Below are 23,558 nucleotides of genomic sequence, written 5' to 3' on the forward strand. Positions count from 1 at the left end.
AAGCGAGCGGGGACGGAGAAAGGTAGCCGAGCCGGGTGTTGGACGTCCCGGTTTTCCTGTGTAGGCGGGTCTCGTACGATAAAAAGGCGAGGCCATTACGCTGAGGCAGGCGACGAGGTCGTAAGACCACAAGTCGGTAATCCTACGCTTCCAAGAAAAGCCGCGCGTGGAGCCATGTTGGTACCCGTACCGTAAACCGACTCAGGTGGGCGAGGAGAGAATCCTAAGGCGCTTGAGAGAACTCTGGTCAAGGAACTAGGCAAATTGCCACCGTAACTTCGGAAGAAGGTGGGCCTGGAGTAGGTAGAGGGACTTGCTCCCCGAGCCGAACCAGGCCGCAGAGGATAGGCGGTAGCGACTGTTTATCAAAAACACAGGACTCTGCTAACACGATAAGTGGATGTATAGGGTCTGACGCCTGCCCGGTGCCGGAAGGTTAAGGGGATCTGTCAGCGCAAGCGAAGCAGTGAGCCGAAGCCCCGGTAAACGGCGGCCGTAACTATAACGGTCCTAAGGTAGCGAAATTCCTTGTCGGGTAAGTTCCGACCTGCACGAAAGGCGTAACGACTGCCGCGCTGTCTCGACCAGGGACTCAGCGAAATTGAAATAGCTGTGCCGATGCAGTTTTCCCGCAGCAAGACGGAAAGACCCCGTGAACCTTTACTACAACTTGCCAGTGACACTAGGGTTTGCTTGTGTAGGATAGGTGGGAGGCTTTGAAGCCGGGCCGCTAGGTTCGGTGGAGCCAACGGTGAAATACCACCCTGGTGGATTCTGGTGTCTAACTGACGTCCGTAATCCGGGCGCAGGACACTGGCTGGTGGGTAGTTTGACTGGGGCGGTCGCCTCCTAAAATGTAACGGAGGCGCGCGATGGTACCCTCAGCCCGATTGGAAACCGGGCGTCGAGTGCAAAGGCATAAGGGTGCTTGACTGCGAGACCGACGGGTCGAGCAGGTGAGAAATCAGGTCTTAGTGATCCGGTGGTTCTGAATGGAAGGGCCATCGCTCAACGGATAAAAGGTACTCCGGGGATAACAGGCTTATCTCCCCCAAGAGTTCACATCGACGGGGAGGTTTGGCACCTCGATGTCGGCTCATCGCATCCTGGGGCTGGAGCAGGTCCCAAGGGTTCGGCTGTTCGCCGATTAAAGCGGTACGCGAGCTGGGTTCAAAACGTCGTGAGACAGTTTGGTCCCTATCTGCTGTGGGCGTAGGAGTCGTGAGAGGACTTGACCTTAGTACGAGAGGACCGGGTTGAACGTACCTCTAGTGTTCCAGTTGTCACGCCAGTGGCATAGCTGGGTAGCCATGTACGGACGAGATAACCGCTGAAAGCATCTAAGTGGGAAACTCACCTCAAGACTACGACTCCCGGGCGAAAGCCCCTGAAGCTCCCTTGAAGACTACGAGGTTGATAGGCCGGAGGTGTACGCACGGCAACGTGTTGAGCTGACCGGTACTAATCGAGCGTGAGGCTTGGTTACCCATTCCTCTGACCGCCAAAGGCACTGGCGGCTCGAGGCCAAGGTCGAAGTCTACGACCTGGACGCATCACGAACTGCATCCGACTCGTGCTTTTCCGGCTCCGACCGGAACCTTCCTTCGTATGTGGTACATTTTTGGTTCCTCTGCGGCCTTGCCGTAGAGAGACCTTGGATTTTCCGGTGGCAATGGAGAAGGGGTCCCACCCGTTCCCATCCCGAACACGGAAGTTAAGCCCTTCATCGCCGATGGTACTGCACGGGAGACCGTGTGGGAGAGTAGGACGCCGCCGGATTCTATTTGCGAGCCCCTAGCGACTCTTTCGAGTGGCGCTGGAGTTGTCGCGTCTTCCTTCGTTACAGTCTAATACGATTTTGGTTCACCTGCGGCCCTGCCGTAGGGAAACCGCCGATTTTCCGGTGGCAATGGAGAAGGGGTCCCACCCGTTCCCATCCCGAACACGGAAGTTAAGCCCTTCATCGCCGATGGTACTGCACGGGAGACCGTGTGGGAGAGTAGGACGCCGCCGGATTCTATTTGCGAGCCCCCAGCGACTCTTTCGAGAGACGCTGGGGGCTTTCGCTTTTTCCGGGGCGTTGCCGACCGCGTCGAGCGCGTGGCCGGCCTCCCGTGACCGGTCGACGGCCGCTTCGAAATAGCCACAGATCGGATTCTTGACCGCGGCACGCGCCCATCGACACTGCTGGGCGGAGCCGAAGGCGGAGCGGACGTGGGGAAAAGGCGTTCCCGCGCACGCGAAGCCGAAGGCGGAGCCAGAAAAGGGTGCGGTCGCGCGGAACGCGGTGAAGAAGTCGGGCCCGCTTCACCCGGGACCGATTCCTTCAGACGCTCAGAGGTTTGCGATGCGTTGTCCGGGTTGTGGCGAGGTTTCTTCGGGGAGTGGAAGGTGTGGAGCGTGCGGAGGGATCATGCCGCTCCCCGGAGAGGAGCTCGTCTGGGAATCGCCTCTCGCGAGTGAGGTCGCGATGGATCGCCGGCTCTCTCGGGACGGCGGGAGCTCGCCGTTCTCGGACGCCGCTTCTCGCGAGTTGCCGATCGACCGACGTCTGGTGCCGCGGGCTCCTCGCGTGAGCTGGGATCGTGGTGGCGAGCTGGAGGATGCGTCCGGCGGCGAAGAGGAGACCGGTTCTCCTCTCTCGGAGGTGGAGGCGAGGCTCGCGGCCGCGATTCGATCGGTCTCGGAAGGGGTCCAGCGCCGGCTGACCTTTTCGGACGCGCTCCTTGCGCGAGCCCGGACGCACATTTCGGACGGTGAGGTCGATCTCGCGTTCGACATGCTGGGCCAATGTCTGCTTGCGAGGCCGCTCGACCCGGCGCCGGTCCGGGAACTCGAGGATCTGGCGGCGCGCCATGGGAAGCAGGGCGCGCTGGCTGCGCTCTACGAGAGGCTCCTCGCGGAGAACCCCGACCACCCCAGCGGGGAGGTCCTTTCTCGGCGGATCGTCGCGCTCCAGGAGGCGAGTCTTCCGGGGCAGGGGGCGGCGGATTCGGAGGGGAGTTCGACGGTTCTCGACGGCGTGAAGGCGGAGACCGAGTTTTCGCTTCAGGGGCCAGGCCCGGCCAGCGTCGTGCGGCCGCCGCTGGAGCTCGACGAGGTTGCGGACTCCACCGAGCCGCCTCTGGGTGAAGTGGCTGCGCGCGTGTCGCCGTCGGCGGACATTCGCCGTGCCCCGCTCGGGCTCCGCGTCGAACCGCTACTGGGCGAGAGGCCGTCGCGCGGGCCCGAACTGGACAGCATTCTGCGGGCGCCGCTCGAGCTCGGCGAACCAAGCGTGGGCTCCGTCGAACCGCTCCTGGGCGAAATTCCGTCGCGCGGGCCGGAGTCAGACAGGATTCTGCGCGCGCCTCTCGATCTCGGCGACGGCAGCGTGGGCTCCTCCGAACCCCTCCTGGGCGATGTTCCGTCGCGCGGTCCGGGGTCGGACATCGTTCTGCGTGCCGCGCTCGAGCTCGACGACGGGCCCGTCGGTTCCGAGGAACGGGTTCAGGTCGAGAGGCCGCTGCGACGATCGGTGTCGTCCGGAGAGAGCCAGCGAGTCCCGGTGTCGCGACGAGCGTCTGCGTGGCTCGTGGACGTCGCGGTGCTCGTCGCGATGACCGTGGCGATCCTCGCTGCGGGGTTGAGCGCGGTAGGGAGCGGGGAGGCCGGAGCGGCAGGCGCGAGCCTCCACCGCGCGAGTCCTTCGATCCCGATGGTGCTCGGGAGCCTCTGCGCCTTCGTCTACCTCACGCTCTGTTGGGGGCTGGGCGGGAAGACGCTCGGGGAGAGCGTCGCAGGGCTTCGCTCCATCGATACGCTCAGCGGCGGCACTCCGCGGATCGGGCGTGCAGCCCTGCGGGCTGCGTTGGCGATCCTCGGCACGCTCATGTTCCTGGTCGGGCCGCTCTGGGCGCTGGTCGATCGAAATGGTCGCACCTTACACGACATGATCGCGGGAACCGCCACGGTCCGGGGTTGAGCTCGCGCGGGCTGTCGCGAAGTGTAGGTGGAGCGCGTGAAATGCTGGGTTTTTCGCTCTCTGCAGAGCGGTCTCCACACGCGTTCGTTGACGGGGCCGTCGCGCCAAGTGAAGATTGCCGAGCATGCCTCTCTTTCTAGCTGGCCTCTTGGTTCGTGGCGGAGTCGTGGCCCCGGATGCGGCCGAAGAAGCGCTCCAGCGGCAGATCCTCCTCGGGGGCGCGCTGGACACGAGCCTCCTCGAGCTCGACTCGATCGACGAGGAGACCCTCGGCGTGTATCTCTCGCGCGCCAGCGGTCTCCCCTTGGCTCCGCCCGAGGCGTTGTCCTCTCCGCCTGAGTCGCTGCGGCGGGTGCTCCCCCTGCGCCTGGCCGAGCGCTACGGCGTCGTCCCCTTCGACCAGGAGGATCGGACGCTCCACATGGCGTGTAGCCATCCGGTCGAGGCCACCCACCTGGACGAGATGGCCTTCCTGCTCTCGCAGCGAATCGTCGCCTACGTCGCGCCCGAGTTCCGGGTCCGGATCGCGATGGAGCAGCTCTTCGGCCATCCCGCGGCGCCTCGCTTCCACGAGCTCGCGCAGAGACTCGGCGCTTCGACCCGGGAGAGGCCCGCGGCGGCTTCTCCCTCGTCCAGCACGGATCTCTCGCGCTCCGAGGTGCCGGATTGGACCAAGGACGAGGCGCTCTCGAGGGTCGCCGCGGCGGCGGATCGGGACGACGCGATCGAGGTCCTCCTGCGGTTCACCCGGCGTTTCTTCGATTTCACGTCGGCATTCGTCGTCCAGGGGAACCGGGCGCTCGGCTGGGACGCGCTGGGATCCGATCCCGGGGCAGCGGCTCGCATCGAGCAGCTCGTCCTCTCTCTGGAGGTTCCGTCGGTCCTGCAGCTGGTGTCGCGCAAGGGGGGGCGATTCCTCGGCCCTCTCTCCGAGGAAGAGGGCGATCGCGAGCTCCTCTCGGGCATCGGACGCCCCTCGCCCCGGTCGGTGCTGGTGCAGCCGATCTCGATCGCCAAGCGGACGGTCGCCTTGCTCTACGCGGAGAACGGGCCCGAGGAAGTCGCCCCGGCCCGGGTCGAGCAGGTGACGCAGGTGGCGCAGGCCGTGGGAGCGGCCCTCGAGCGGATGATCCTCGCTCGAAAGCACGCGATGGGGGAGGCCGGCGGTGCGGGCCTCGGTGTCACGCCGGGGCCGATCAGCGCCCCGAATCTGATGGCGAGCCGGCAGACGACTCCGGGGCCGATCAGCGCCCCGATCCCGGTGGCGCGCTCGGCGACGACGCCTGGGCCGATCGGCGCTCCGATTCCGGGAGCCGCTACGCCCGGCCCGAGCCTCGCCCCGATCGCGATGACCGCCACGCCGGGGCCGAGCCTCGCGTCGAATCCGATGCCCCCGACGAGCGTAGCCCCGAATTCGCGACCCGTCGCGACGCCAGGGCCCGAGCTGCGCCGGGAAGGTACGCTGAGCTTCGGAACGCCGGGGCCGGCGGCCATCGCGTCAGCGGCAGGGATCGAGCCGGCGCGCGTCGCCGCGATCCGCTCCGGCACCCTGGACGTCGGAATTCCGCTCCAGACCGCTTGCCGCGCCGTCGAGCGCTATCTGGTTGCCCGAGGAGACGCCGAGCTCTCCGACGCGCTGGACGAGCTCCGGCCCGTGGCGACGCTCGCATCGGAGGTGCTGGTCGCGCTACTGCCCGGCCAGCCCGCCCAGGCGGCCGATCGCGCGCCCGGCTTCCATCGGGTCACGCGTGCATTGGAGGCCCTCGGGTCGCTGGCGCTCCCGGCGCTGAAGATCGCGGCGGGTTCATCCGCCCCGGGGACCCGGCACCAGGTCGCCCACCTCCTTCGCGCCTGCAATGACGACGCGGCGCATCCAATCCTCGCGGTGCTCGCGGGGGACGAGGATCCGGGCGTCTCGGCAGCGGCACGAGGTCTGGCCGCGTCGAGCGCTTGAGAGCTCGTCAAGAATTCACGAGCGCGCGCGGAGCCGAAGCATAGCTCGGCGCCACGAAGATCTGGCGGTTCGAGCCCGGGAACTACCGAAGCCGAAGGCGTCGCTCAGCCGAAGGCCGCGCGGTAGTCGACGCCGTCGTCGTCGAGGTCGTCGTTCTCGCTGGAGCCGGTGACCCGCCTGTCGAGGACGGCGGTGGAGAAGAAGGCGTCGAGCGCTGCCTCCAGCTCCTTCGCCGGCTCCATCCGCATCGCGTCGGAGCGGAAGGACGCGGATCCGACGAGGCCCTTCGCGTACCACGCCAGGTGCTTGCGGAACTGATGCACCGCGCGCCGCTCGTCGCCGCAGAAGGCGAGGTGCTGCTCGAAGTGCTCCATCACCAGCGCGTGCCGCTCTGCGGTGGTGGGGCCCTTGCCGCCTTCCAACTCGCGGAAGAGCCAGGGGTTGCCGAGGGCGCCGCGACCGATCATCACGGCGTCGCAGCCGGTCTCGGCCAGCATGCGGTGGGCGTCCGCGACGCTCTTCACGTCGCCGTTGCCGATGACCGGGATCCGCAGCGCGTCCTTGAGGCGCTTGATCAGCGTCCAGTCGGCGGAACCCGAGTAGCCCTGCGCACGGGTGCGCGGGTGGAGGGCGACGGCCTGGCAGCCGGCCTCCTGGAGGGCGAGGCCCACCTCGACGCAGTTGATGCTCCGGGAGTCGATTCCGGCGCGGATCTTCGCCGTGACCGGCAGACCCGTGGCCTCCGCGATCTGGGTGATCACGGCCGCCGCCCGGTCGGGGTCGCTCATGAGCGCGCAGCCCGAGCCGCTCTTGGTCACCTTCGGGACCGGGCAGCCCATGTTGACGTCGATGATCTGGGCGCCGTGATCCCGCGCGACCTTCGACGCCTCCGCGAGCACCTCCGGCTTTCCGCCGAAGACCTGCACGGAGAACGGCCGCTCCCACTTCGGGTCGAAGCGGAGGTAGCGCATGGTGCGGTTCGACGCCCGCATCAGGCCTTCGGCCGAGACCAGCTCGGTGGGGCAAAGGCCGGCGCCGAGCCGAAACGCGAGGCTCCGGAAGGGCATCTCGCTGATCCCCGCCATGGGGGCGAGAATCCAGCGGTTCTTCAGCTCGTGGGGTCCGATCCGCATCGTCGTCGCCAAAACCGCTCGCGGCAGCAGGATCGTCCGCGAAGTCGGCGACTTCCTACCGGCAATGCGTCATCGGCGCAACTTGCTGGTCCATCCCCTCGACGCGATGCGCAGGAGGCTCGCGGCGTCCTTGGGCTCGGCGAGGCGGTCGAGGCGGAGCCGATGCCGCTTGTCGAAGAGGGTCCGGAAGGCGAGGAGGACCATGCCCAGGATCCCGAGCGCGGTCGCCGAGGCGATCATGAACATGATCACGATCTGGTAGCGAACGGCCTCACCGGGAGCGGCGCCCGCGAGGATCTGGCCCGTCGTCATACCGGGGAGGCTCACCAGGCCCATCACCGCCATCGAGTTGAGGGTGGGGATCATGCCGGTGCGCATCGCCCCCTGCACCTCGCCGAGGGCCGCCTCCCAGCGCGTCCCGCCGAGGGCGAGCAGCGTCTCGATCGAGTCCCTGCGGTCGGAGATCCCCTCCATGAAGCGGTCGGTGGCGAGGGAGATCCCGCTGAGCGTGTTGCCGAGCACCATGCCCAGGAGCGGCACGAGGTACTGCGGCTCGTACCAGGGCTCCACCCGGAGGATCCCGAAGAGCGCGAACCCCGTGATCACGAAGGACGAGCCGAGCACGCTGACCAGGCTGTCCCAATAGATCCCCGCGAAGCGCCGGGAGGTCCTTCCCGCCGCGGCGACGCCGGCCAGCGTCGACATCACGACGGCGAGCGCCAGGATCACGAGGGGGCGATCGAGCGCGAAGATCCACTTGAGCACGCGGCCGATCACTAGGAGCTGCACGGTCATGCGGACCGACGCGACGAGGAGCGGCATCCCCAGTCGAAGCCGGAGCGCGAAGGAGAGGGCGAAGTTGATCGCGAGCAGGAGGGACGCGAGGACGAGGTCGACGACGCTCAGGGAGACGTAGGTGGAGGTCACGGGACCTCCGAGCGCGATCGGGGCAGCTCGATGCGCCGGCTCGCGATCCGTTCGAGCTGCGCCGGCTCGTGGCTCGTCCACACGAGGGCGCGGCCCTCCGCTTCCGAGATCCACCCGTCGATCACGGTCTCCGCTCTGCCGGCGGTCTCGCGGTCGAGGGACGCCGTCGGCTCGTCGAGGAGGAGGACCCGCGGCGCCAGCAGCAGCGCGCGGACGAGGGCCACGATCTGCGCCTCGCCGCCGGAGAGCGTGGAGGCCCGCTGCGTGAGGAGCGCGGGATCGCGGCCGAGCCTTCCCAGCAACTCCTCCGCGAGCTCGCGGTCGAACTCCCGCCCTCGATGGACCTCCAGCAGGAACGGGCGCCTCAGGTTCTCCTCGACGGTCCCGGGGAGGAGGGCGGGACGCTGGTGGAGGTAGCAGATCCGCGACCGCCAGGCCGGCGCGCTCCATTGCCGGAACGGAACGCCCTCCAGCTCCAGCTCGCCCTCGTCCATCCGATCGAGTCCGGCGAGCGTGCGGAGCAGGAGGGTCTTACCGGCACCCGACGGACCTGCCAGCGCCAGCTTCTCGCCCGCGCGGACCTCGAACGAGAGCCCCCGGAAGATCCAGCTGCCCTCGAGCCGCCGGCCCAGGCCTTCCATCACGAGAAGCGGCTCGCCATGCTCCATCGCCCGCTGACGTATGACAGCCGCTTCCGGTTGGCAATCGCGCGGGCGCCGGTTCGCGTGACGAAGCGCCCGCGAGCCGACCGAGCGCGGTCTGTTCACTTGTGGTAACCAGGACGCGAAAGCAGACCCGGACCGCTCCTCCCCTCCCAGGTGCAGGCATGAACGAGCTCCGCATCCCGAAGCGCCGCACGCCGATCGAGATCGCCGACCCGAGCGGCGAGGTCCATCGCTACGCTGTCTTCCTGGGCGACCTGGCGAGGGAACACGCCGGCGTCGAGCGAGTCTCGGATCTGCTGAACGGTTCGGAGGAGTTCTTCCCCGTGCTGGATCCGGAGTCCGACGCGATCGCGATCCTCGGGAAGAGCCAGATCTCCGTGGCGTGGGTGGAACCGGAGCTCGAGGAGCTCGAGGACCACGCGCCGGGAGAGGAGTGCGTGGAGGTCGAGATCCGGCTCGTGGGTGGACGACGCGTGCGCGGACGGCTCGCCTACGGCGCGCCTCCCGGACGGGCACGGCTCGTCGACTTCCTCAATCGGGCGCCTTCGTTCATCGCGCTCGTCGACGGCGGGCGGATCGCGCTCGTCAACAAGCGCCGGATCTTCAGCGTGGCGCAGGTCCAGGGCTGAACATGGCACGCATCGACTCCGTCCTCTCGAAGGTCTTCCAGGAATCCGCCTCCGAGCTCGTGTTCGAGACCGGCACGACCGCGCTGATCCGGAACGGGGATCGCGAGCGCCCGGTGTATCGGGAGCCCCTCTCCTCGCCGCAGATCCTCGGCCTGTTCGCGGAGATCGCGCCGGACGGCTACTCGGCGAGCCTCGCCACCCAGGGCTCGACCCGCTTCGACTACCGGTCGCCCTCGGGCACGGTGGAGATCGTCCTCGAGAGGGTAGGCGCGAGCGTGAGGGCCGTGATCCAGCCGCGCGGCAGGGGAGCTGCCCCGGATCAGGAGGGCGCATTCGGTAGCGGCTTCGATCCCTTCGCCCCGGCGGGCCGCTCGATGCCTGGCGTCGGGATCGCGCCGACGCCTCCGCCGGCTCCCGTCCCCGAACATTCGCAAATCCAGATCGCCCAGGCGCCTGCGCCGAAACCCGTGGTCCCCGTCGTCTTCGGCGCGGACCCGCGGGCGATGATGGAACAGCTCCTCCTTCTCATGCTGGAGCGGAAGGCCTCGGATCTCCACCTGACCAGCCACGCGCCGGTGATGCTGCGGGTCGACGGCGACATGGTGTCGGTGCCCGAGTACGGCACGCTCCAGCCCGACCGCCTCCAGGCGGCGCTGTGGAGCATCGCCCCGGAGCGGAACCAGCGCGAGTGGACCGAGATCCACGACACGGACTTCGCCCACGAGACCGAGAAGGCGCGGTTCCGCGTGAACGTCTTCGCGGACCGGATGGGCATCGGCGCGGTGCTGCGCCAGATCCCCAACGAGATCCTCACCGCCGAGAAGATGGGCCTCTCCCCGGCCATCCTCGACCTCTGCTTCTTGAGCAAGGGCCTGGTCCTCGTCACGGGGCCCACGGGCTCCGGGAAGTCGACGACGCTCGCGGCGATGATCGACTACATCAACCGCTACCGCAGCGATCACATCATCACCATCGAGGATCCGGTCGAGTTCGTGCACCAGAACCAGCGCTGCCTGGTGAACCAGCGCGAGATCGGCGTGCACACGGGCTCGTTCAAGAACGCCCTCCGCGCCGCGCTGCGCGAGGATCCCGACATCATCCTCGTGGGCGAGCTCCGCGACCTGGAGACGATCTCCATCGCGATCGAGACCGCGGAGACCGGCCACCTGGTGTTCGGCACGCTCCACACCAACACGGCGCCCTCGACCATCGATCGAATCATCGATCAGTTCCCCCCGGATCGGCAGGAGCAGATCCGAACCATGCTCTCGGAGTCCCTCAAGGGCGTGATCGCGCAGACGCTCTGCAAGAAGATCGGCGGAGGACGAGCGGCGGCGCAGGAGGTGCTGATCGCGAACAACGCCATCGCGAACATGATCCGGGAGGGGAAGACCTTCCAGATCCCGTCGCTGATGCAGACCGGTCGTGCACAGGGGATGGTGACGATGAACGACGCCCTCTTCGACCTGGTCAAGCGGGGCCTCGTCGAGCCGGCGGAGGCCTACAAGAAGGCCGTTGCCCGGACCGAGCTCAAGGCGATGCTGGAGCGGGCGGGGCACACCGTCGACCCGGCCGCCGAGAAGTAGTGCCGCCGCGCTCCTGGCGGGGCCCGGCCTGAACCTCGAGACGAGTGGATCCCCCGGCGCCAGCGTCGTTGACCCTGGACTCCGCGGTTGCTAGGATCGCGCCCTTTTTGGGAGCGCGAACCTCGTAATTTCGCCGGGTTGCGCCTCCGTCCGGAGTGAGAATGTCCTCGTCTGCCATCGACGCTTCCGATCGGGTTCCCCCGACGCCCGAGGAGGAAAAGCGCGCCAAGCTCGCGGCGCTCCACCGGGAGGCCGAGGCCGGCGGTGGCGAGCTGCGAATCGCCAAGCAGCACGAGTCCGGCAAGCTCACCGCCCGCGAGCGGATCGAGCTGCTCCTCGATCCGGGCACCTTCGTCGAGGTCGACAAGTTCGTCACCCACCGGTGCAACGACTTCGAGATGGATCAGAAGAAGATCCTCGGCGACGGCGTGGTCACCGGCTACGGCCTCGTCGAGGGGCGCCAGATCTTCGTCTTCGCCCAGGACTTCACGGTCTTCGGTGGCTCGCTCTCCGGAGCCTACGCCCAGAAGATCTGCAAGATCATGGACCTCGCGATGCGGGTCGGGGCCCCGGTGGTGGGCCTCAACGACTCGGGTGGCGCGCGGATCCAGGAGGGCGTGGAGAGCCTCGCGGGCTACGCGGAGATCTTCCTCCGCAACACCCTCGCCTCCGGCGTGATCCCGCAGATCAGCCTGATCCTCGGGCCCTGCGCCGGCGGCGCGGTCTACAGCCCGGCGATCACCGACTTCATCGCGATGGTGAAGGACACCTCCTACATGTTCATCACCGGCCCGGACGTGATCAAGACGGTCACGCACGAGGAGGTGACGAAGGAGAACCTCGGCGGCGCTCTCGCCCACAACGCCACCAGCGGCGTGGCGCACTTCGCAGCGGAAAACGAGGCGGCGGCGATCCAGCTCACCCGCGAGCTGCTCTCCTTCCTGCCCCTGAACAACGCGGACGATCCGCCGGTCCAGCCCTGCTCGGACGATCCCTTCCGCGAGGACGAGAAGCTCAAGACCATCGTCCCCGACAATCCGAACAGGCCCTACGACATCAAGGACATCGTCCGGACGGTCGTGGACGATCACCACTTCTTCGAGGTGCAGGAGCACTGGGCGAAGAACATGGTCGTCGGCTTCGCGCGGCTCAACGGCAGGCCCGTCGGCGTGGTCGCGAACCAGCCCATCGTCCTCGCGGGCTGCCTCGACATCGACGCTTCGGTGAAGGCCGCGCGCTTCGTGCGCTTCTGCGACTGCTTCAACATCCCGCTCGTCACCTTCGTGGACGTGCCCGGCTTCCTCCCCGGCACCGCCCAGGAGTGGGGCGGCATCATCCGCCACGGTGCGAAGCTCCTCTACGCCTACGCCGAGGCGACGGTGCCCAAGGTGACGGTGATAACCCGCAAGGCCTACGGCGGCGCCTACGACGTGATGGCGTCGAAGCACATCCGCGCCGACGTGAACTTCGCCTACCCGACCGCCGAGATCGCGGTGATGGGGCCGGACGGCGCGGTGAACATCATCTTCCGCGAGCAGCTGAAGAAGGCGGCGGATCCGGTTGCCGAGAAGGACCGCCTGGTGCGCGAGTACCGGGAGAAGTTCGCGAACCCGTACAAGGCCGCCGAGCTCGGCTACGTGGACGAGGTGATCCTCCCCGAGCAGACCCGCGGTCGCCTCATTCAGGCGCTGGAGATGCTGAAGACCAAGCGGCAGAGCAATCCTCCCAAGAAGCACGGGAACATCCCGCTCTAGCTCTCCCGCTGCGCCGCAAAGCAGGTCTCCCTCCTGGCTCGTGAAAACATGACCGAAGACAGCCGTCGCCTCCTGCCCGACCCGGGTCCCTTCCCCGATTCCGCCGCCTGGCGGGAGCAGGTGGAAGAGGGCCTGGAGGGCGCCCCGTTCGAGAAGAAGCTCGTCACCCGCCTCGAGGAAGGGCTGGCCATCCAGCCCCTCTACACGCGGGCCGACCTCCCGGCCGGAACCGATCCCGCCGGGTTCCCGGGCTTCGCGCCCCTGGTCCGCGGCTCGTCCCCGGTGGCGGATCGCGGGGGATGGCGGATCCGGGCGGCGATCGACGCTGCCGATCCCCGAGTCGCCAAGCGGCTCGTGGCGCGCGAGATCGAGCGCGGCGCGAGCGCGGTGACGCTCGAAATGGACGCGGCGTTCCGCAAGGGTCTCTCTCCTGCGGATCCCGGCGCCGAGCCTCATCTGGGAGAAGGCGGCGTCCACGTCACCACCGCAGAGGACCTCGCCGAGCTGCTCCCGGACGGACACGTCTCAGTGGACGCGGGCGGACAGGCGCTCCCGGCCGCAGCCACGCTCGCCGCGGCGTGGGAGGCCCGGGGCGTCGCTCCTGCCGAGGCCCGCGGCTCCTTCGATGCGGATCCCCTCGGCGTCCTCGCCAGGGAGGGGACGCTGCCCGTCTCCCTCGACGACGCGCTCTTGCAGCTCGGCGAGCTCGCGGCGTGGACCGTCTCGCGCTTTCCCGGCGTGACGAGCACGCTCGTCTCCACCGCGCCCTACCACGACGCAGGCGCCACCGCGGACCTCGAGCTGGCGGCGGCGATGTCCACGGGCGCCGCGTACCTCCGAGCTCTCGAGGCCGGCGGTCTCTCCCTCGAAGCGGCGAGCGCGCAGATCGTCTTCCGCTTCCAGGTGGGCGTCGACGTCTTCCTCGAGATCGCGAAGCTGCGGGCGGCCCGGCGCCTCTGGTGCCGGATCCTGGAGGCGAGCGGCGTCCGCGAGCCGTCCATGGCGCTGGAAGCAGAGACCGCCTGGCGGAACCTCGCGGCCCGCGACCCCTGGGTCAACATGCTGCGCACGACGATCGGCGCGTTCGCGTCGGCTTCCGGCGGCGCGCAGGCCGTCCTCGTCCGGCCCTTCGACGAGGCCATCGGACCGTCGGATGACTTCGCCCGGCGGATCGCGCGCAACACCCAGCTCATCCTCCGCGACGAGTCGCAGCTCCACCGCGTGGAGGATCCGGCCGGCGGCTCGTTCTACCTGGAGCGGCTCACCGAGGAGCTCGCCGTCGCGGCCTGGGCGAAGCTCCAGGCCCTCGAGGCAGAGGGCGGGATCGCCGCGGCCCTCGCGTCGGGCTCGCTCCGCCAGCAGCTCGAGGCCACCCGCGCGAAGCGGAGCGAGGGTATCGCCCGCCGGAAGACGCCCATCACGGGCGTCAACGAGTTCCCCAACCTTCACGAGGCCCCGGTCTCGCGTCCGGTGCCCGACCTCGCCGCTCTTCGCTCCGAGTGGACCAAGCGAGCACCCAAGGTGGACGGCGCCCGTCCTGAAGGGGCGAGCCGCCTCGACACCGCCGTCGCCCTCGCGGCGAAGGGGGCGGGGGTCTCCGCGCTGGCGGCGCGCTTCGCGACGGACGCCCCGCCGGCCTCGATCCCGCCGCTCCGCTTCGAGAGGCTCTCGGAGCCCTTCGAGCGGCTGCGCGATCGCAGCGACGCGCACCTGGCCCGGACCGGCGCGCGCCCCAAGGTCTTCCTCGCCAACCTCGGCCCTGTCGCCAAGCACGTCGCCAGGGCCACCTTCGCCGACAACTTCTTCGCCGCCGGCGGCATCGAGACCCTGGGCAACGAGGGCTTCGCCTCCGCCGATGCGGCAGCCGAGGCGCTTCGCGCGAACGGCGCGAAGGTCGCCGTGATCTGCGGCACCGACGCGGCCTACGCCGAGCAGGTGTCCGCCCTCGGGCCCGCCCTGCGGGCCGCCGGCGCCGAGCGGATCCTTCTCGCCGGCAGGCCTGGCGAGAGCGAGGCCGTCTTCCGCGCCAGCGGCGTGGACGACTTCGTCTTCGTCGGCGTGGATCTCCTCGAGAAGCTGTCCTCGACCCTCGATGCGCTTGGGGTCGCCCCCGCGCCGCAGGTGAAGCCGTGAGCCGCATCCCGAACCTTGCAACCCTGGCTCTCGGGAGCCCGTCGCACGCAGGCGATCGTGCGAGCTGGAACGCGGCGGCAGAGGCAGCGGCAGGACGGCCGCTGACTTCGCTCGTGTGGGAGACGCCCGAAGGGATTCCGGTTGCGCCCCTCTACGGCGCCGCCGACCTCGAGGGGCTGCGGCACGTGGACAGCGTGCCGGGGCTGCCGCCCTATCTGCGCGGTCCGTACCCGACCATGTACGTGGAGCGGCCGTGGACCATCCGCCAGTACGCGGGATTCTCCACCGCCGAGGCGAGCAACGCCTTCTACCGCCGCAACCTCAAGGCGGGGCAGAAGGGCCTCTCCATCGCCTTCGATCTCGCCACCCACCGCGGCTACGACTCCGACCACCCGCGGGTGGCCGGTGACGTGGGCATGGCCGGCGTGGCCATCGACTCGATCCTCGACATGCGGATCCTCTTCGACGGGATCCCGCTCGATCAGATGACCGTGTCGATGACGATGAACGGCGCGGTGCTGCCGATCCTCGCGCTCTACATCGTCGCCGCGGAGGAGCAGGGCGTTCCCCACTCGAAGCTCGCGGGCACCATCCAGAACGACATCCTCAAAGAGTTCATGGTGCGGAATACGTACATCTATCCGCCCGCGCCCTCGATGAGGATCATCGCCGACATCTTCGCCTTCACGTCGAAGGAGATGCCGAAGTTCAACAGCATCAGCATCTCCGGCTACCACATGCAGGAGGCCGGGGCGACGGCCGATCTGGAGCTCGGCTACACCCTCGCGGACGGCCTCGAGTACCTGCGCACCGGCATGGCCGCGGGCCTCGATCTCGACGCCTTCGCGCCGCGGCTCTCGTTCTTCTTCGCCATCGGGATGAACTTCTACATGGAGGTGGCGAAGCTCCGCGCCGCACGCCTCCTGTGGTCGAAGCTCGTCGCCTCGCTCGGCGCGAAGAACCCCAAGTCCCTTGCGCTGCGGACGCACAGCCAGACCTCGGGCTGGAGCCTCGCCGCGCAGGACGTCTTCAACAACGTGGTCCGCACCTGCGTCGAAGCGCTCGCGGCGACCCACGGCCACACGCAGTCGCTCCACACCAACTCCCTCGACGAGGCGCTGGCGCTCCCCACCGACTTCAGCGCGCGCATCGCCCGGAACACGCAGCTCCTCATCCAGCAGGAGAGCGGCACCTGCCGCGTGGCCGATCCCTGGGGCGGCTCCTACTACGTGGAGAAGCTCACCTGGGATCTCGCGAACGCCGCCTGGGCCCACATCCAGGAGGTGGAGAAGCTCGGCGGCATGGCCAAGGCCATCGAGGAGGGCCTGCCGAAGCTGCGCATCGAGGAGGCGGCGGCGCGCACCCAGGCGCGGATCGACTCCGGTCGGCAGACCATCGTCGGCGTGAACCGCTACCGCCAGGAGACCGAGGAGCCCCTCGAGATCCTCAAGGTGGACAACCGCCAGGTGCGGGCGGCGCAGATCGCGCGCCTCGAGAAGCTGCGGCGGGAGCGGGACGGCGCGAAGGTGCAGGCCACCCTCGACGCGCTCACCAAGGCGGCGGAAGGCGAAGGCAACCTCCTCGCCCTCGCCGTCGAGGCGGCGCGGGCCCGCGCCACCGTGGGAGAGATCTCGGCGGCGCTGGAGAAGGTCTTCGGGCGCTACCAGGCCACCACGCGCTCGGTGCAGGGCGTGTACGCCGGCGAGCTCGGCGCGGAGGAGAAGGGCGTGGCCGAGCTGCACACGCAGATCGAGCGCTTCGTGGAGCTCGAGGGACGCAGGCCCCGGATCCTGGTGGCCAAGATGGGCCAGGACGGACACGACCGCGGCCAGAAGGTGATCGCCTCGGCCTTCGCCGACCTGGGCTTCGACGTGGACATCGGGCCGCTCTTCCAGACGCCCGACGAGACGGCGCGCCAGGCCGTGGAGAACGACGTGCACGTCGTCGGGGTGAGCTCCCTCGCGGCGGGCCACCTCACCCTCGTGCCCGAGCTGCGCGACGCGCTCCGCAAGCTGGGGCGCGAGGACATCCTCATCGTCGTCGGCGGCGTGATTCCGCCCCAGGACTACGACGCCCTCCGCGAGGCGGGCGCTGCGGAGATCTTCGGTCCCGGCACGGTGATCGGCGACGCGGCCTCGCGCCTCCTGCGGCAGCTCGAGGCGCGCATCGGGATCGAGTAGCGGGATGGACGGGATCATGCGCCGGCGGCTCTCCGAGGACGACTACGTCCAGGGCGTGGTCGCCGGCGATCGCACCATCCTGGCGCGGGCGATCACTCTCGTGGAGAGCACCCACCCGGCCCACGAAGCGCTGGGGCAGGCGGTGCTCGCGCGGCTCCTGCCCCGCGCGGGCCGCGCCGTCCGCGTAGGCGTCAGCGGCGTCCCGGGCGTGGGCAAGAGCACCTTCATCGACGCCTTCGGCACGCACCTCACCGGCGAGGGCCACGAGGTGGCAGTCCTCGCGGTGGATCCGTCGAGCACGGTCACCGGCGGTAGCATCCTCGGCGACAAGACGCGGATGCAGCGTCTTTCGGTCGACCCCCACGCCTTCATCCGCCCGTCTCCGAGCGCGGGGTCCCTCGGCGGGGTCGCGCGCCGCACCCGCGAGGCCTCCCTCCTCTGCGAGGCGGCGGGCTTCGACGTGATCCTGATCGAGACCGTCGGGGTCGGGCAGTCCGAGACCTCCGTCGCCGGGATGGTCGATTTCTTCCTCGTGCTCATGCTCGCCGGCGCCGGCGACGAGCTCCAGGGAATCAAGAAGGGGATCCTCGAGCTCGCGGACCTCATCGCCATCAACAAGGCCGACGGTCCCAATGCGGAGCGCGCCCGACGTGCTGCCCGCGAGTACCAGGGGGCGCTCCACTACGTCCGGCAGGCGAGCCCGAGCTGGGCGCCCCGCGTGCTCACCTGCAGCGCCCGCGAGGACCAGGGCCTCGACGCGATCTGGAAGGCGATCCTCGAGCACCGCGACGCGCTCTCCGCCACGGGCGAGCTCGCCGAGAAGCGCCGCGCCCAACAGCTCCGCTGGATGTGGAGCATGGTCGAGGAGGGCCTGCTGGACGCGCTGCGGAAGGCGCCCGGGATGTCCGAGCGCCTTTCGCGCCTCGAGCGCGCGGTCCTCGAGGCGCACGCGACTCCTTCGCAGGCGGCGGGCGAGATCCTCGGGGCGTTCCGCACGGGCGGGTAGGGCCGAGGCGCGGTCGGTCAATCCTCCGCCGAGACGATCGAGAGATCGAAGCCCCGCGATTCCCGCACCATGCGCTCGACGAAGCTGCGCCGGGTCAGCCGCTCCGGGAGCGTGCGCGCCGTCCGCCCGATGATGATCCGCTGGACCTCGTGCGATCGGGCGAAGTCGAGGAGGGCCTGCACCGGATCACGGGCCCGGAGGCGCATGACCTCGGCCCCATGGTCGCGGGCATGGTCCAGGTTGGCCTCGAGGCGGCGCGCCTTCTCAGCGCTCATCCGGCTCTCGGCAGGCGTCTCCACGTAGACGACGAACCACTCGGTGCCCAGGTGCGCCGCGACCCGCGAGCCGCGCCGGAGCAGCACCTCCGCCCGCGGGGATGCCGGCGAGATGCAGACCATGATGCGTCCGATGGCCTCGCGCCGCTCCTTGGGCGTGAGCGCGGTCAGCTCGCGATCGAGGCTCTCGGCCACCTCGCGCAGGGAGAGCTCCCGAAGCGCCGCCAGCTTCTGCTCGCGGAAGAAGTTCTGGAGCGCCGTCGGGATCTCCGCTTCCGAGACGATCTTCCCCTCGCGCAGCCGCTCGAGCAGGTCCTCGACGGCCAGATCCAGGTTCACGACCTGATCGGCCCGCTCCAGGAAGCTGTCGGGGATCGTCTCCCGGACCACGAGTCCGGCGGCGCGGTGCACGAGGTCGTTCAAGCTCTCTAGGTGCTGCACGTTGACCGCGCTGATGACGTTGATGCCCGCGTCGAGGAGCTCGAGGACGTCGAGGTAGCGCTTCGGATGCCGTGAGCCCGGCGCGTTGGTGTGGGCGAGCTCGTCGACCACCGCGATCTCCGGGGCGCGCGCCAGGAGCGCGTCGAGATCGAGCTCCTCGAGGGTCCCACCCCGGTAGGCGATCTTCTTCCGAGGCACCACCTCGAGCCCCTCGACCAGCGCCTCCGTGTCGGGCCTGCCGTGGGTCTCGATGAATCCCAGCACGACGTCGGTGCCGTGGGCCTGGAGCGCGTGGGCCTCCTCGAGCATGTGATAGGTCTTGCCGACGCCCGACGCGAAACCGACGTAGATCTTGAGCCGGCCCCGCCTGGCGCGTCGGACCAGATCGAGGAACGCGCCCGGGTTCGTCATCGTGGGCTCGCTCTCCCGAAGCGCCGATCGAGCTCGAGGTTCACGGCGAGGACGTTCACCCGGTCTTCCCCCAGGAAGCCCAAGGTCCGCCGAGCCACCCGCTCGTCGATCACCGCCTCCACCGCCCAGGTCGGGACGCCCCGCGCCCGCGCGATCCGCGGCGCCTGCCAACGTGCCGCCTTGGGGGAGAGGTGGGGATCGAGGCCGCTGCCCGACGTCGTGACGAGCTCCACCGGCACGGGCGGCTTCGCCTCCGGGTTCTCCCGGAGGAGGCGCTCGAGCTCCGCCTCCACTCGCTCTCGGAGCTTGCGCGAGGTCGGTCCGAGGTTGGAGCCCCCGGACGCCAAGGAGTCGTAGCCTGCGCCCGCCGCCGAAGGGCGCGGCTGCAGGTAGGCGGCGCCGCGGAACGCTTGGCCGATGAGCTCGGAGCCGATCACGCCTCCGCCGGGATCGACGACGAGGCTGCCGCGTGCCCGCCACGGAACGAGCTGTGCGATCGCGAGCACCAGGAGTGGATAGGCGAGGCCGCAGAGGAGGAGGCTGACGAGGACGAGGCGGAGCGAGAGGAGGAACGACCTCATCTCAGGTGAGCCCGATGGCGGCGAGCACCAGGTCGATGAGCTTGATCCCGGCGAAGGGCGCGATCACGCCGCCCACGCCGTAGACGAGCAGCGACCGCCGCAGGATCGCGGCGGCGCCGAGCGGCCGATAGCGCACGCCGCGGAGCGCGAGCGGGATCAGGAGCACGATGATCAGCGCGTTGAAGATCACCGCCGAGAGGATGGCGCCGTAGGGCGAGGAGAGCCGCATCACGTTGATCGGCTCGAACTCGGGGTAGACCCCGACGATCAGCGCGGGGAGGATCGCGAAGTACTTGGCGACGTCGTTGGCCACCGAGAAGGTGGTGAGGCTGCCGCGGGTCATCAGCAGCTGCTTGCCCACCTCCACGATCTCCAGGAGCTTGGTCGGGTCGGAGTCGAGGTCGATCATGTTCGACGCCTCCTTCGCCGCCTGGGTGCCGCTGTTCATCGACACGCCGACGTCGGCCTGTGCGAGGGCCGGCGCGTCGTTGGTGCCGTCGCCGGTCATCGCCACGAGCCGGCCCTTCGCCTGCTCCTCCCGGATGAGCTGCATCTTCTTCTCGGGCGTGGCCTGTGCGAGGAAGCCGTCGACCCCCGCCTCCCGGGCGATAGACGCCGCCGTCCGCGGGTTGTCGCCCGTGATCATCAGCGTCTGGATGCCCATGGCCCGGAACTGCGCGAAGCGGGCGTGGATGCCGGGCTTCACGACGTCCTTGAGGTGGATGATCCCGACGACGCGATCGCCGTCCGAGACCGCCAGCGGCGTCCCGCCGTCGTCGCCGATCCGGTGGGAGACGTCGATTGCCTCGGGAGGCATGACGCCGCCGACGTGATCCTGGATCGCGTCGACCGCGCCCTTGCGGATCCTGCGACCCTCCAGGTCGCAACCGCTCATCCGCGTGTGGGCGGAGAAAGGGATCGCCTCGATCGGCCCCTGGCCTGCGGCCAGATCGCCGTGGCGCTCCTTCACGAAGGCCACGATCGAGCGCCCCTCGGGCGTCTCGTCGGAGAGGCTCGAGAGCTGGGCGGCGAGGGCGAGCTCCCGCTCTTCGACCCCCGGCATCGGGATGAGGTCCGAGGCGATCCGGTTCCCGAGCGTGATCGTGCCCGTCTTGTCGAGGAGCATGATGTCCACGTCGCCGGCCGCCTCCACCGCGCGCCCGCTCATCGCGATCACGTTCTTGCGGACGAGGCGATCCATGCCGGCGATCCCGATGGCCGAGAGCAGCCCGCCGATCGTGGTCGGGATCAGGCAGACCAGCAGCGCGATCACCACGGTGAGCGTGAGGTCGATCCGGGCGTGGAGGGCGAGGGGGACGAGCGTCGCGCAGACGAAGAGGAAGATCAGCGTGAGCCCGACGAGGAGCAGGTGGAGCGCGAGCTCGTTGGGGGTCTTCTTGCGGGATGCGCCCTCCACCAGCCGGATCATCGAGTCGAGGAAGCTCGAGCCCGGGTCGGCCGCGATTCGGACGACGATCCGATCGGAGAGGACCCTGGTGCCGCCCGTCACGGCGGATCGATCGCCGCCGCTCTCCCGGATCACGGGTGCCGACTCGCCCGTGATCGCCGATTCGTCCACGGAAGCCACGCCTTCGACGACGTCGCCGTCGCCGGGGATCAGCTCGCTCGCCTCCACGACGACGAGATCTCCCTTGCGGAGGCGGGACGCCGAGGTCGGCTCCTCATCGCCATCGACCAGACGGCGGGCCGGCACGTCCCGCCGCAGCTTGCGCAGCTCCGCCGCCTGGGCCTTGCCGCGTCCTTCCGCCACCGCCTCAGCGAAGTTGGCGAAGAGCACGGTGAGCCAGAGCCAGAGCGCGACGAGGCCCGTGAACCAGAGCGGCGCCTCGCGGCGAGCCGAAGCGACCGCGTCCCGGACGAAGAGCACGGAGGTGTAGACGCTCCCCACTTCGACCACGAGCATCACCGGGTTCTTCGCCACCCGCCAGGGCGCGAGCTTCCGCACGCATTCCGGCAGGGCCTGGCGCAGGATCGTCGCGCGAAGCTGGACGTGCTTCCTCGCCACGTCAGAAGAGCCTCCCCGCCGTCGCGGCGAAGTGCTCCACCAGCGGCCCGAGCGAGATCACCGGGAAGAAGGTGAGGGCGCCCACGATCGCGATCACCGCCGTCAGGAGGAAGGCGAAGAGGACGGAGTCGGTCGGAAAGGTCCCCGGCCCCGGCGGCACCCGCTTCTTGCCGGCGAGCGATCCCGCGATCGCGAGGACCGGAGCGAATGGCAGGAACCGACCGGCGAGCATCCCGACCCCGGTGGTCACGTTCCACCACGCGGTGTCGGCGTTCAGCCCCGCGAAGGCGGAGCCGTTGTTGGCCACCGCGCTCGAGTACGCGTAGAGCCGCTCGGTTAGCCCGTGTGGCCCGGCGTTGGCCTCCGAGCTCAGGGCGCTCGCGTCCTGGCCCGACCACGCGGTGAAGACGAGCACGAAGAGCGGGTAGACCAGCAGGTAGAGGACGACGAGCTTCATCTCCCGGGCCTCGATCTTCTTTCCGAGGAGCTCCGGGGTGCGGCCCACCATCAGGCCCGCGAGGAAGACCGAGAGGAGCGCGAAGATCAGGAGGCCGGCGAGTCCGCCGCCCACGCCGCCGAAGACCACCTCGCCGAGCTGCATCAACACCATGGGCACCAGCCCGCCCAGGGGGTTGAAGCTGTCGAGCATCGCGTTGGTGGCGCCGCAGGAGGAGGCCGTCGTCACCGCCGCGAAGGACGCGCTCGCGGCGGCGCCGAGGCGGAGCTCCTTGCCCTCCATGTTGCCCATCGCGTGGTCGAGGGGCAGGCCCGCCAGCGCCGAGTTCGGAGAGGATTCGGCCAGGTATCCGATGGCGCTCCCGCCCAGGAAGAAGAGGGCGATGGCCAGGAGGATCGCCCAGCTCTGAAGTTTGTTTCCCGCCATCTCACCGTAGGTGTGAATCAAGCCGGACGGGATCCAGAGGACGAGGAACATCTCGACCAGATTGGTCAGGGGCGTCGGGTTCTCGAACGGATGGGCGCTGTTCGCGCCGAAGAAGCCGCCGCCGTTGCTACCCAGGAGCTTGATCGACTCCTGGGAAGCCACCGGCCCCATCGGAAGGAGCTGCGACGCCCCTTCCACGGTGGTCGCGTGGACGTAGGGGGCTAAGCTCTGGATGACGCCCTGTGAGACGAAGAACACCGCCGCCGCGAGGCTCGTCGGGAGGAGCACGTAGACGAGCGAGCGGATCAGATCGACCGGGAAGCTCCCGACGGTCGGGCGAAGCACACCCTGGGGCTTTCGGGTCAGGCCGCGGGCCAGGGCGAGGCCCACGCCGATGCCCGCCGCGGCGGAGGTGAAGTTCTGCCACGCGAGGCCGAGCATCTGGCTCAGGTAGCTCAGCGCGCGCTCGCCCGTGTAGGCCTGCCAGTCGGTGTTGGAAACGAAACTCGCGGCGGTGTTGAAGGCGAGAGCGCCTGCCATCGGACCCAGCTGCGCCGGGTTCAGCGGGAGGCGGTGCTGGAGCCGCAGGATCGCATAGAGGACGGCGAAGCCCAGCAGGTGGAAGAGCAGGAGGGAGCCCAGGTACGCCGGCCAGGTCTGCTCCTCCTCCCCGTCGATGCCGCAGAGCTGGAGGAGCGCGCGCTCCACCCGCCCGAAGCTCCTCGGAAGGGGACGCTCCGTCCCCTCGAAAACGCGGTACATGTAGGAGCCGAAGGAAGGACCGGCCGCGACCACGGCGCCGAAGAGCACGGCGAGCTCGATCCAGCCCCGGAGACCCATCCTAGAACCTGTCCGGCTGGACCAGCGCGAACGCGAGGTAGGCAACCAGGGCCACCGCGACGATCCCGCCGATCCAGTGCTCCAGGGACATTGCCGCCCCGCCTCAGAGGCCAGGCTCCTCGCCTGCCGACGGGTGCAAAGCTAAGCAGGGCCCGCCCCGACCGGCAGGT

General features: G+C 69.0%; 16 protein-coding genes and 3 rRNA genes (1 of these 19 running past the window's edge). 11 read left to right on the plus strand and 8 right to left on the minus strand.

Going from position 1 to position 23,558, the window contains the following annotated elements:
• The 5 genes from AKJ08_RS00600 to AKJ08_RS00620 all read left to right on the plus strand — a co-directional run.
• Positions 1–1,486 (plus strand): 23S ribosomal RNA (locus AKJ08_RS00600) (it extends 1,475 nt beyond the left edge of the window).
• 176 nt (positions 1,487–1,662) lie between these two features.
• A 5S ribosomal RNA gene (rrf, locus tag AKJ08_RS00605) occupies positions 1,663–1,779 on the plus strand.
• 120 nt (positions 1,780–1,899) lie between these two features.
• A 5S ribosomal RNA gene (rrf, locus tag AKJ08_RS00610) occupies positions 1,900–2,016 on the plus strand.
• Between the two features lie 397 nt (positions 2,017–2,413).
• A complete protein-coding gene (locus AKJ08_RS00615; protein ID WP_050724289.1) occupies positions 2,414–3,964 on the plus strand; it encodes an RDD family protein in 1,551 nt (516 codons plus the stop codon).
• A gap of 124 nt (positions 3,965–4,088) precedes the next feature.
• Positions 4,089–5,918: a GspE/PulE/PilB domain-containing protein gene (locus AKJ08_RS00620; RefSeq protein ID WP_082342489.1), complete on the plus strand. Its 1,830-nt coding sequence runs from the start codon at positions 4,089–4,091 to the stop codon at positions 5,916–5,918.
• Between the two features lie 104 nt (positions 5,919–6,022).
• Here the strand turns inward: AKJ08_RS00620 and dusB are convergent, their stop codons facing one another.
• From dusB to AKJ08_RS00635, 3 genes are all read right to left on the minus strand, one after another.
• Positions 6,023–7,051: a tRNA dihydrouridine synthase DusB gene (dusB, locus tag AKJ08_RS00625; RefSeq protein WP_050724291.1), complete on the minus strand. Its 1,029-nt coding sequence runs from the start codon at positions 7,049–7,051 to the stop codon at positions 6,023–6,025.
• A 69-nt stretch (positions 7,052–7,120) separates the two neighbouring features.
• Positions 7,121–7,978 (minus strand): ABC transporter permease, encoded by an 858-nt coding sequence (locus tag AKJ08_RS00630; protein ID WP_050724292.1) that lies wholly within the window; start codon positions 7,976–7,978, stop codon positions 7,121–7,123.
• Positions 7,975–8,646 (minus strand): ABC transporter ATP-binding protein, encoded by a 672-nt coding sequence (locus AKJ08_RS00635; RefSeq protein WP_050724293.1) that lies wholly within the window; start codon positions 8,644–8,646, stop codon positions 7,975–7,977. Before AKJ08_RS00635 ends, AKJ08_RS00630 begins: the two co-directional genes overlap by 4 nt.
• Positions 8,647–8,804: 158 nt before the next feature.
• On the opposite strand from AKJ08_RS00635, the gene AKJ08_RS00640 reads away from it, so the two are divergent.
• The 6 genes from AKJ08_RS00640 to meaB all read left to right on the plus strand — a co-directional run bounded on the left by AKJ08_RS00640 (position 8,805) and on the right by meaB (position 17,931).
• Positions 8,805–9,272 (plus strand): hypothetical protein, encoded by a 468-nt coding sequence (locus AKJ08_RS00640; protein WP_050724294.1) that lies wholly within the window; start codon positions 8,805–8,807, stop codon positions 9,270–9,272.
• A gap of 2 nt (positions 9,273–9,274) precedes the next feature.
• Entirely contained in the window at positions 9,275–10,858 is a 1,584-nt protein-coding gene (locus AKJ08_RS00645) for a type IV pilus twitching motility protein PilT (RefSeq protein ID WP_082342491.1), read from the plus strand.
• Positions 10,859–11,019: 161 nt separating this feature from the next.
• Positions 11,020–12,612, plus strand: a complete 1,593-nt coding sequence (locus tag AKJ08_RS00650) for an acyl-CoA carboxylase subunit beta (protein ID WP_050724295.1) — start codon at positions 11,020–11,022, stop codon at positions 12,610–12,612.
• Between the two features lie 48 nt (positions 12,613–12,660).
• Complete coding sequence (locus AKJ08_RS00655) at positions 12,661–14,745, plus strand: methylmalonyl-CoA mutase family protein (RefSeq protein ID WP_082342493.1); 2,085 nt, start codon at positions 12,661–12,663, stop codon at positions 14,743–14,745.
• Positions 14,742–16,925: a methylmalonyl-CoA mutase gene (gene scpA, locus AKJ08_RS00660; RefSeq protein ID WP_082342495.1), complete on the plus strand. Its 2,184-nt coding sequence runs from the start codon at positions 14,742–14,744 to the stop codon at positions 16,923–16,925. Before AKJ08_RS00655 ends, scpA begins: the two co-directional genes overlap by 4 nt.
• Before the next feature lie 4 nt (positions 16,926–16,929).
• Positions 16,930–17,931 (plus strand): methylmalonyl Co-A mutase-associated GTPase MeaB, encoded by a 1,002-nt coding sequence (gene meaB, locus AKJ08_RS00665; protein WP_240475402.1) that lies wholly within the window; start codon positions 16,930–16,932, stop codon positions 17,929–17,931.
• Positions 17,932–17,948: 17 nt separating this feature from the next.
• Here meaB and AKJ08_RS00670 read toward each other — a convergent pair whose 3' ends face one another.
• The 5 genes from AKJ08_RS00670 to kdpF are packed head-to-tail and all read right to left on the minus strand — an operon-like array spanning position 17,949 to position 23,479.
• Positions 17,949–19,058: a universal stress protein gene (locus AKJ08_RS00670; protein ID WP_050724296.1), complete on the minus strand. Its 1,110-nt coding sequence runs from the start codon at positions 19,056–19,058 to the stop codon at positions 17,949–17,951.
• The gene (gene kdpC, locus AKJ08_RS00675) at positions 19,055–19,639 is read right to left on the minus strand and encodes a potassium-transporting ATPase subunit KdpC (RefSeq protein ID WP_050724297.1); all 585 of its coding nucleotides are present in this window, start codon (positions 19,637–19,639) and stop codon (positions 19,055–19,057) included. The genes AKJ08_RS00670 and kdpC overlap by 4 nt, the downstream gene beginning before the upstream one ends.
• Position 19,640: 1 nt before the next feature.
• Positions 19,641–21,665 carry a potassium-transporting ATPase subunit KdpB gene (gene kdpB / locus AKJ08_RS00680; RefSeq protein WP_050724298.1) on the minus strand — a complete coding sequence of 675 codons (2,025 nt, stop codon included), beginning with the start codon at positions 21,663–21,665 and terminating at the stop codon, positions 19,641–19,643.
• A gap of 1 nt (position 21,666) precedes the next feature.
• Complete coding sequence (gene kdpA, locus AKJ08_RS00685) at positions 21,667–23,388, minus strand: potassium-transporting ATPase subunit KdpA (RefSeq protein WP_050724299.1); 1,722 nt, start codon at positions 23,386–23,388, stop codon at positions 21,667–21,669.
• A gap of 1 nt (position 23,389) precedes the next feature.
• Positions 23,390–23,479 carry a K(+)-transporting ATPase subunit F gene (gene kdpF, locus AKJ08_RS18235; protein WP_082342497.1) on the minus strand — a complete coding sequence of 30 codons (90 nt, stop codon included), beginning with the start codon at positions 23,477–23,479 and terminating at the stop codon, positions 23,390–23,392.
• Positions 23,480–23,558: the final 79 nt, after the last annotated feature.

Origin of the sequence: Vulgatibacter incomptus (assembly GCF_001263175.1) — a bacterium.
Classification (GTDB): Bacteria; Myxococcota; Myxococcia; order Myxococcales; family Vulgatibacteraceae; genus Vulgatibacter; species Vulgatibacter incomptus.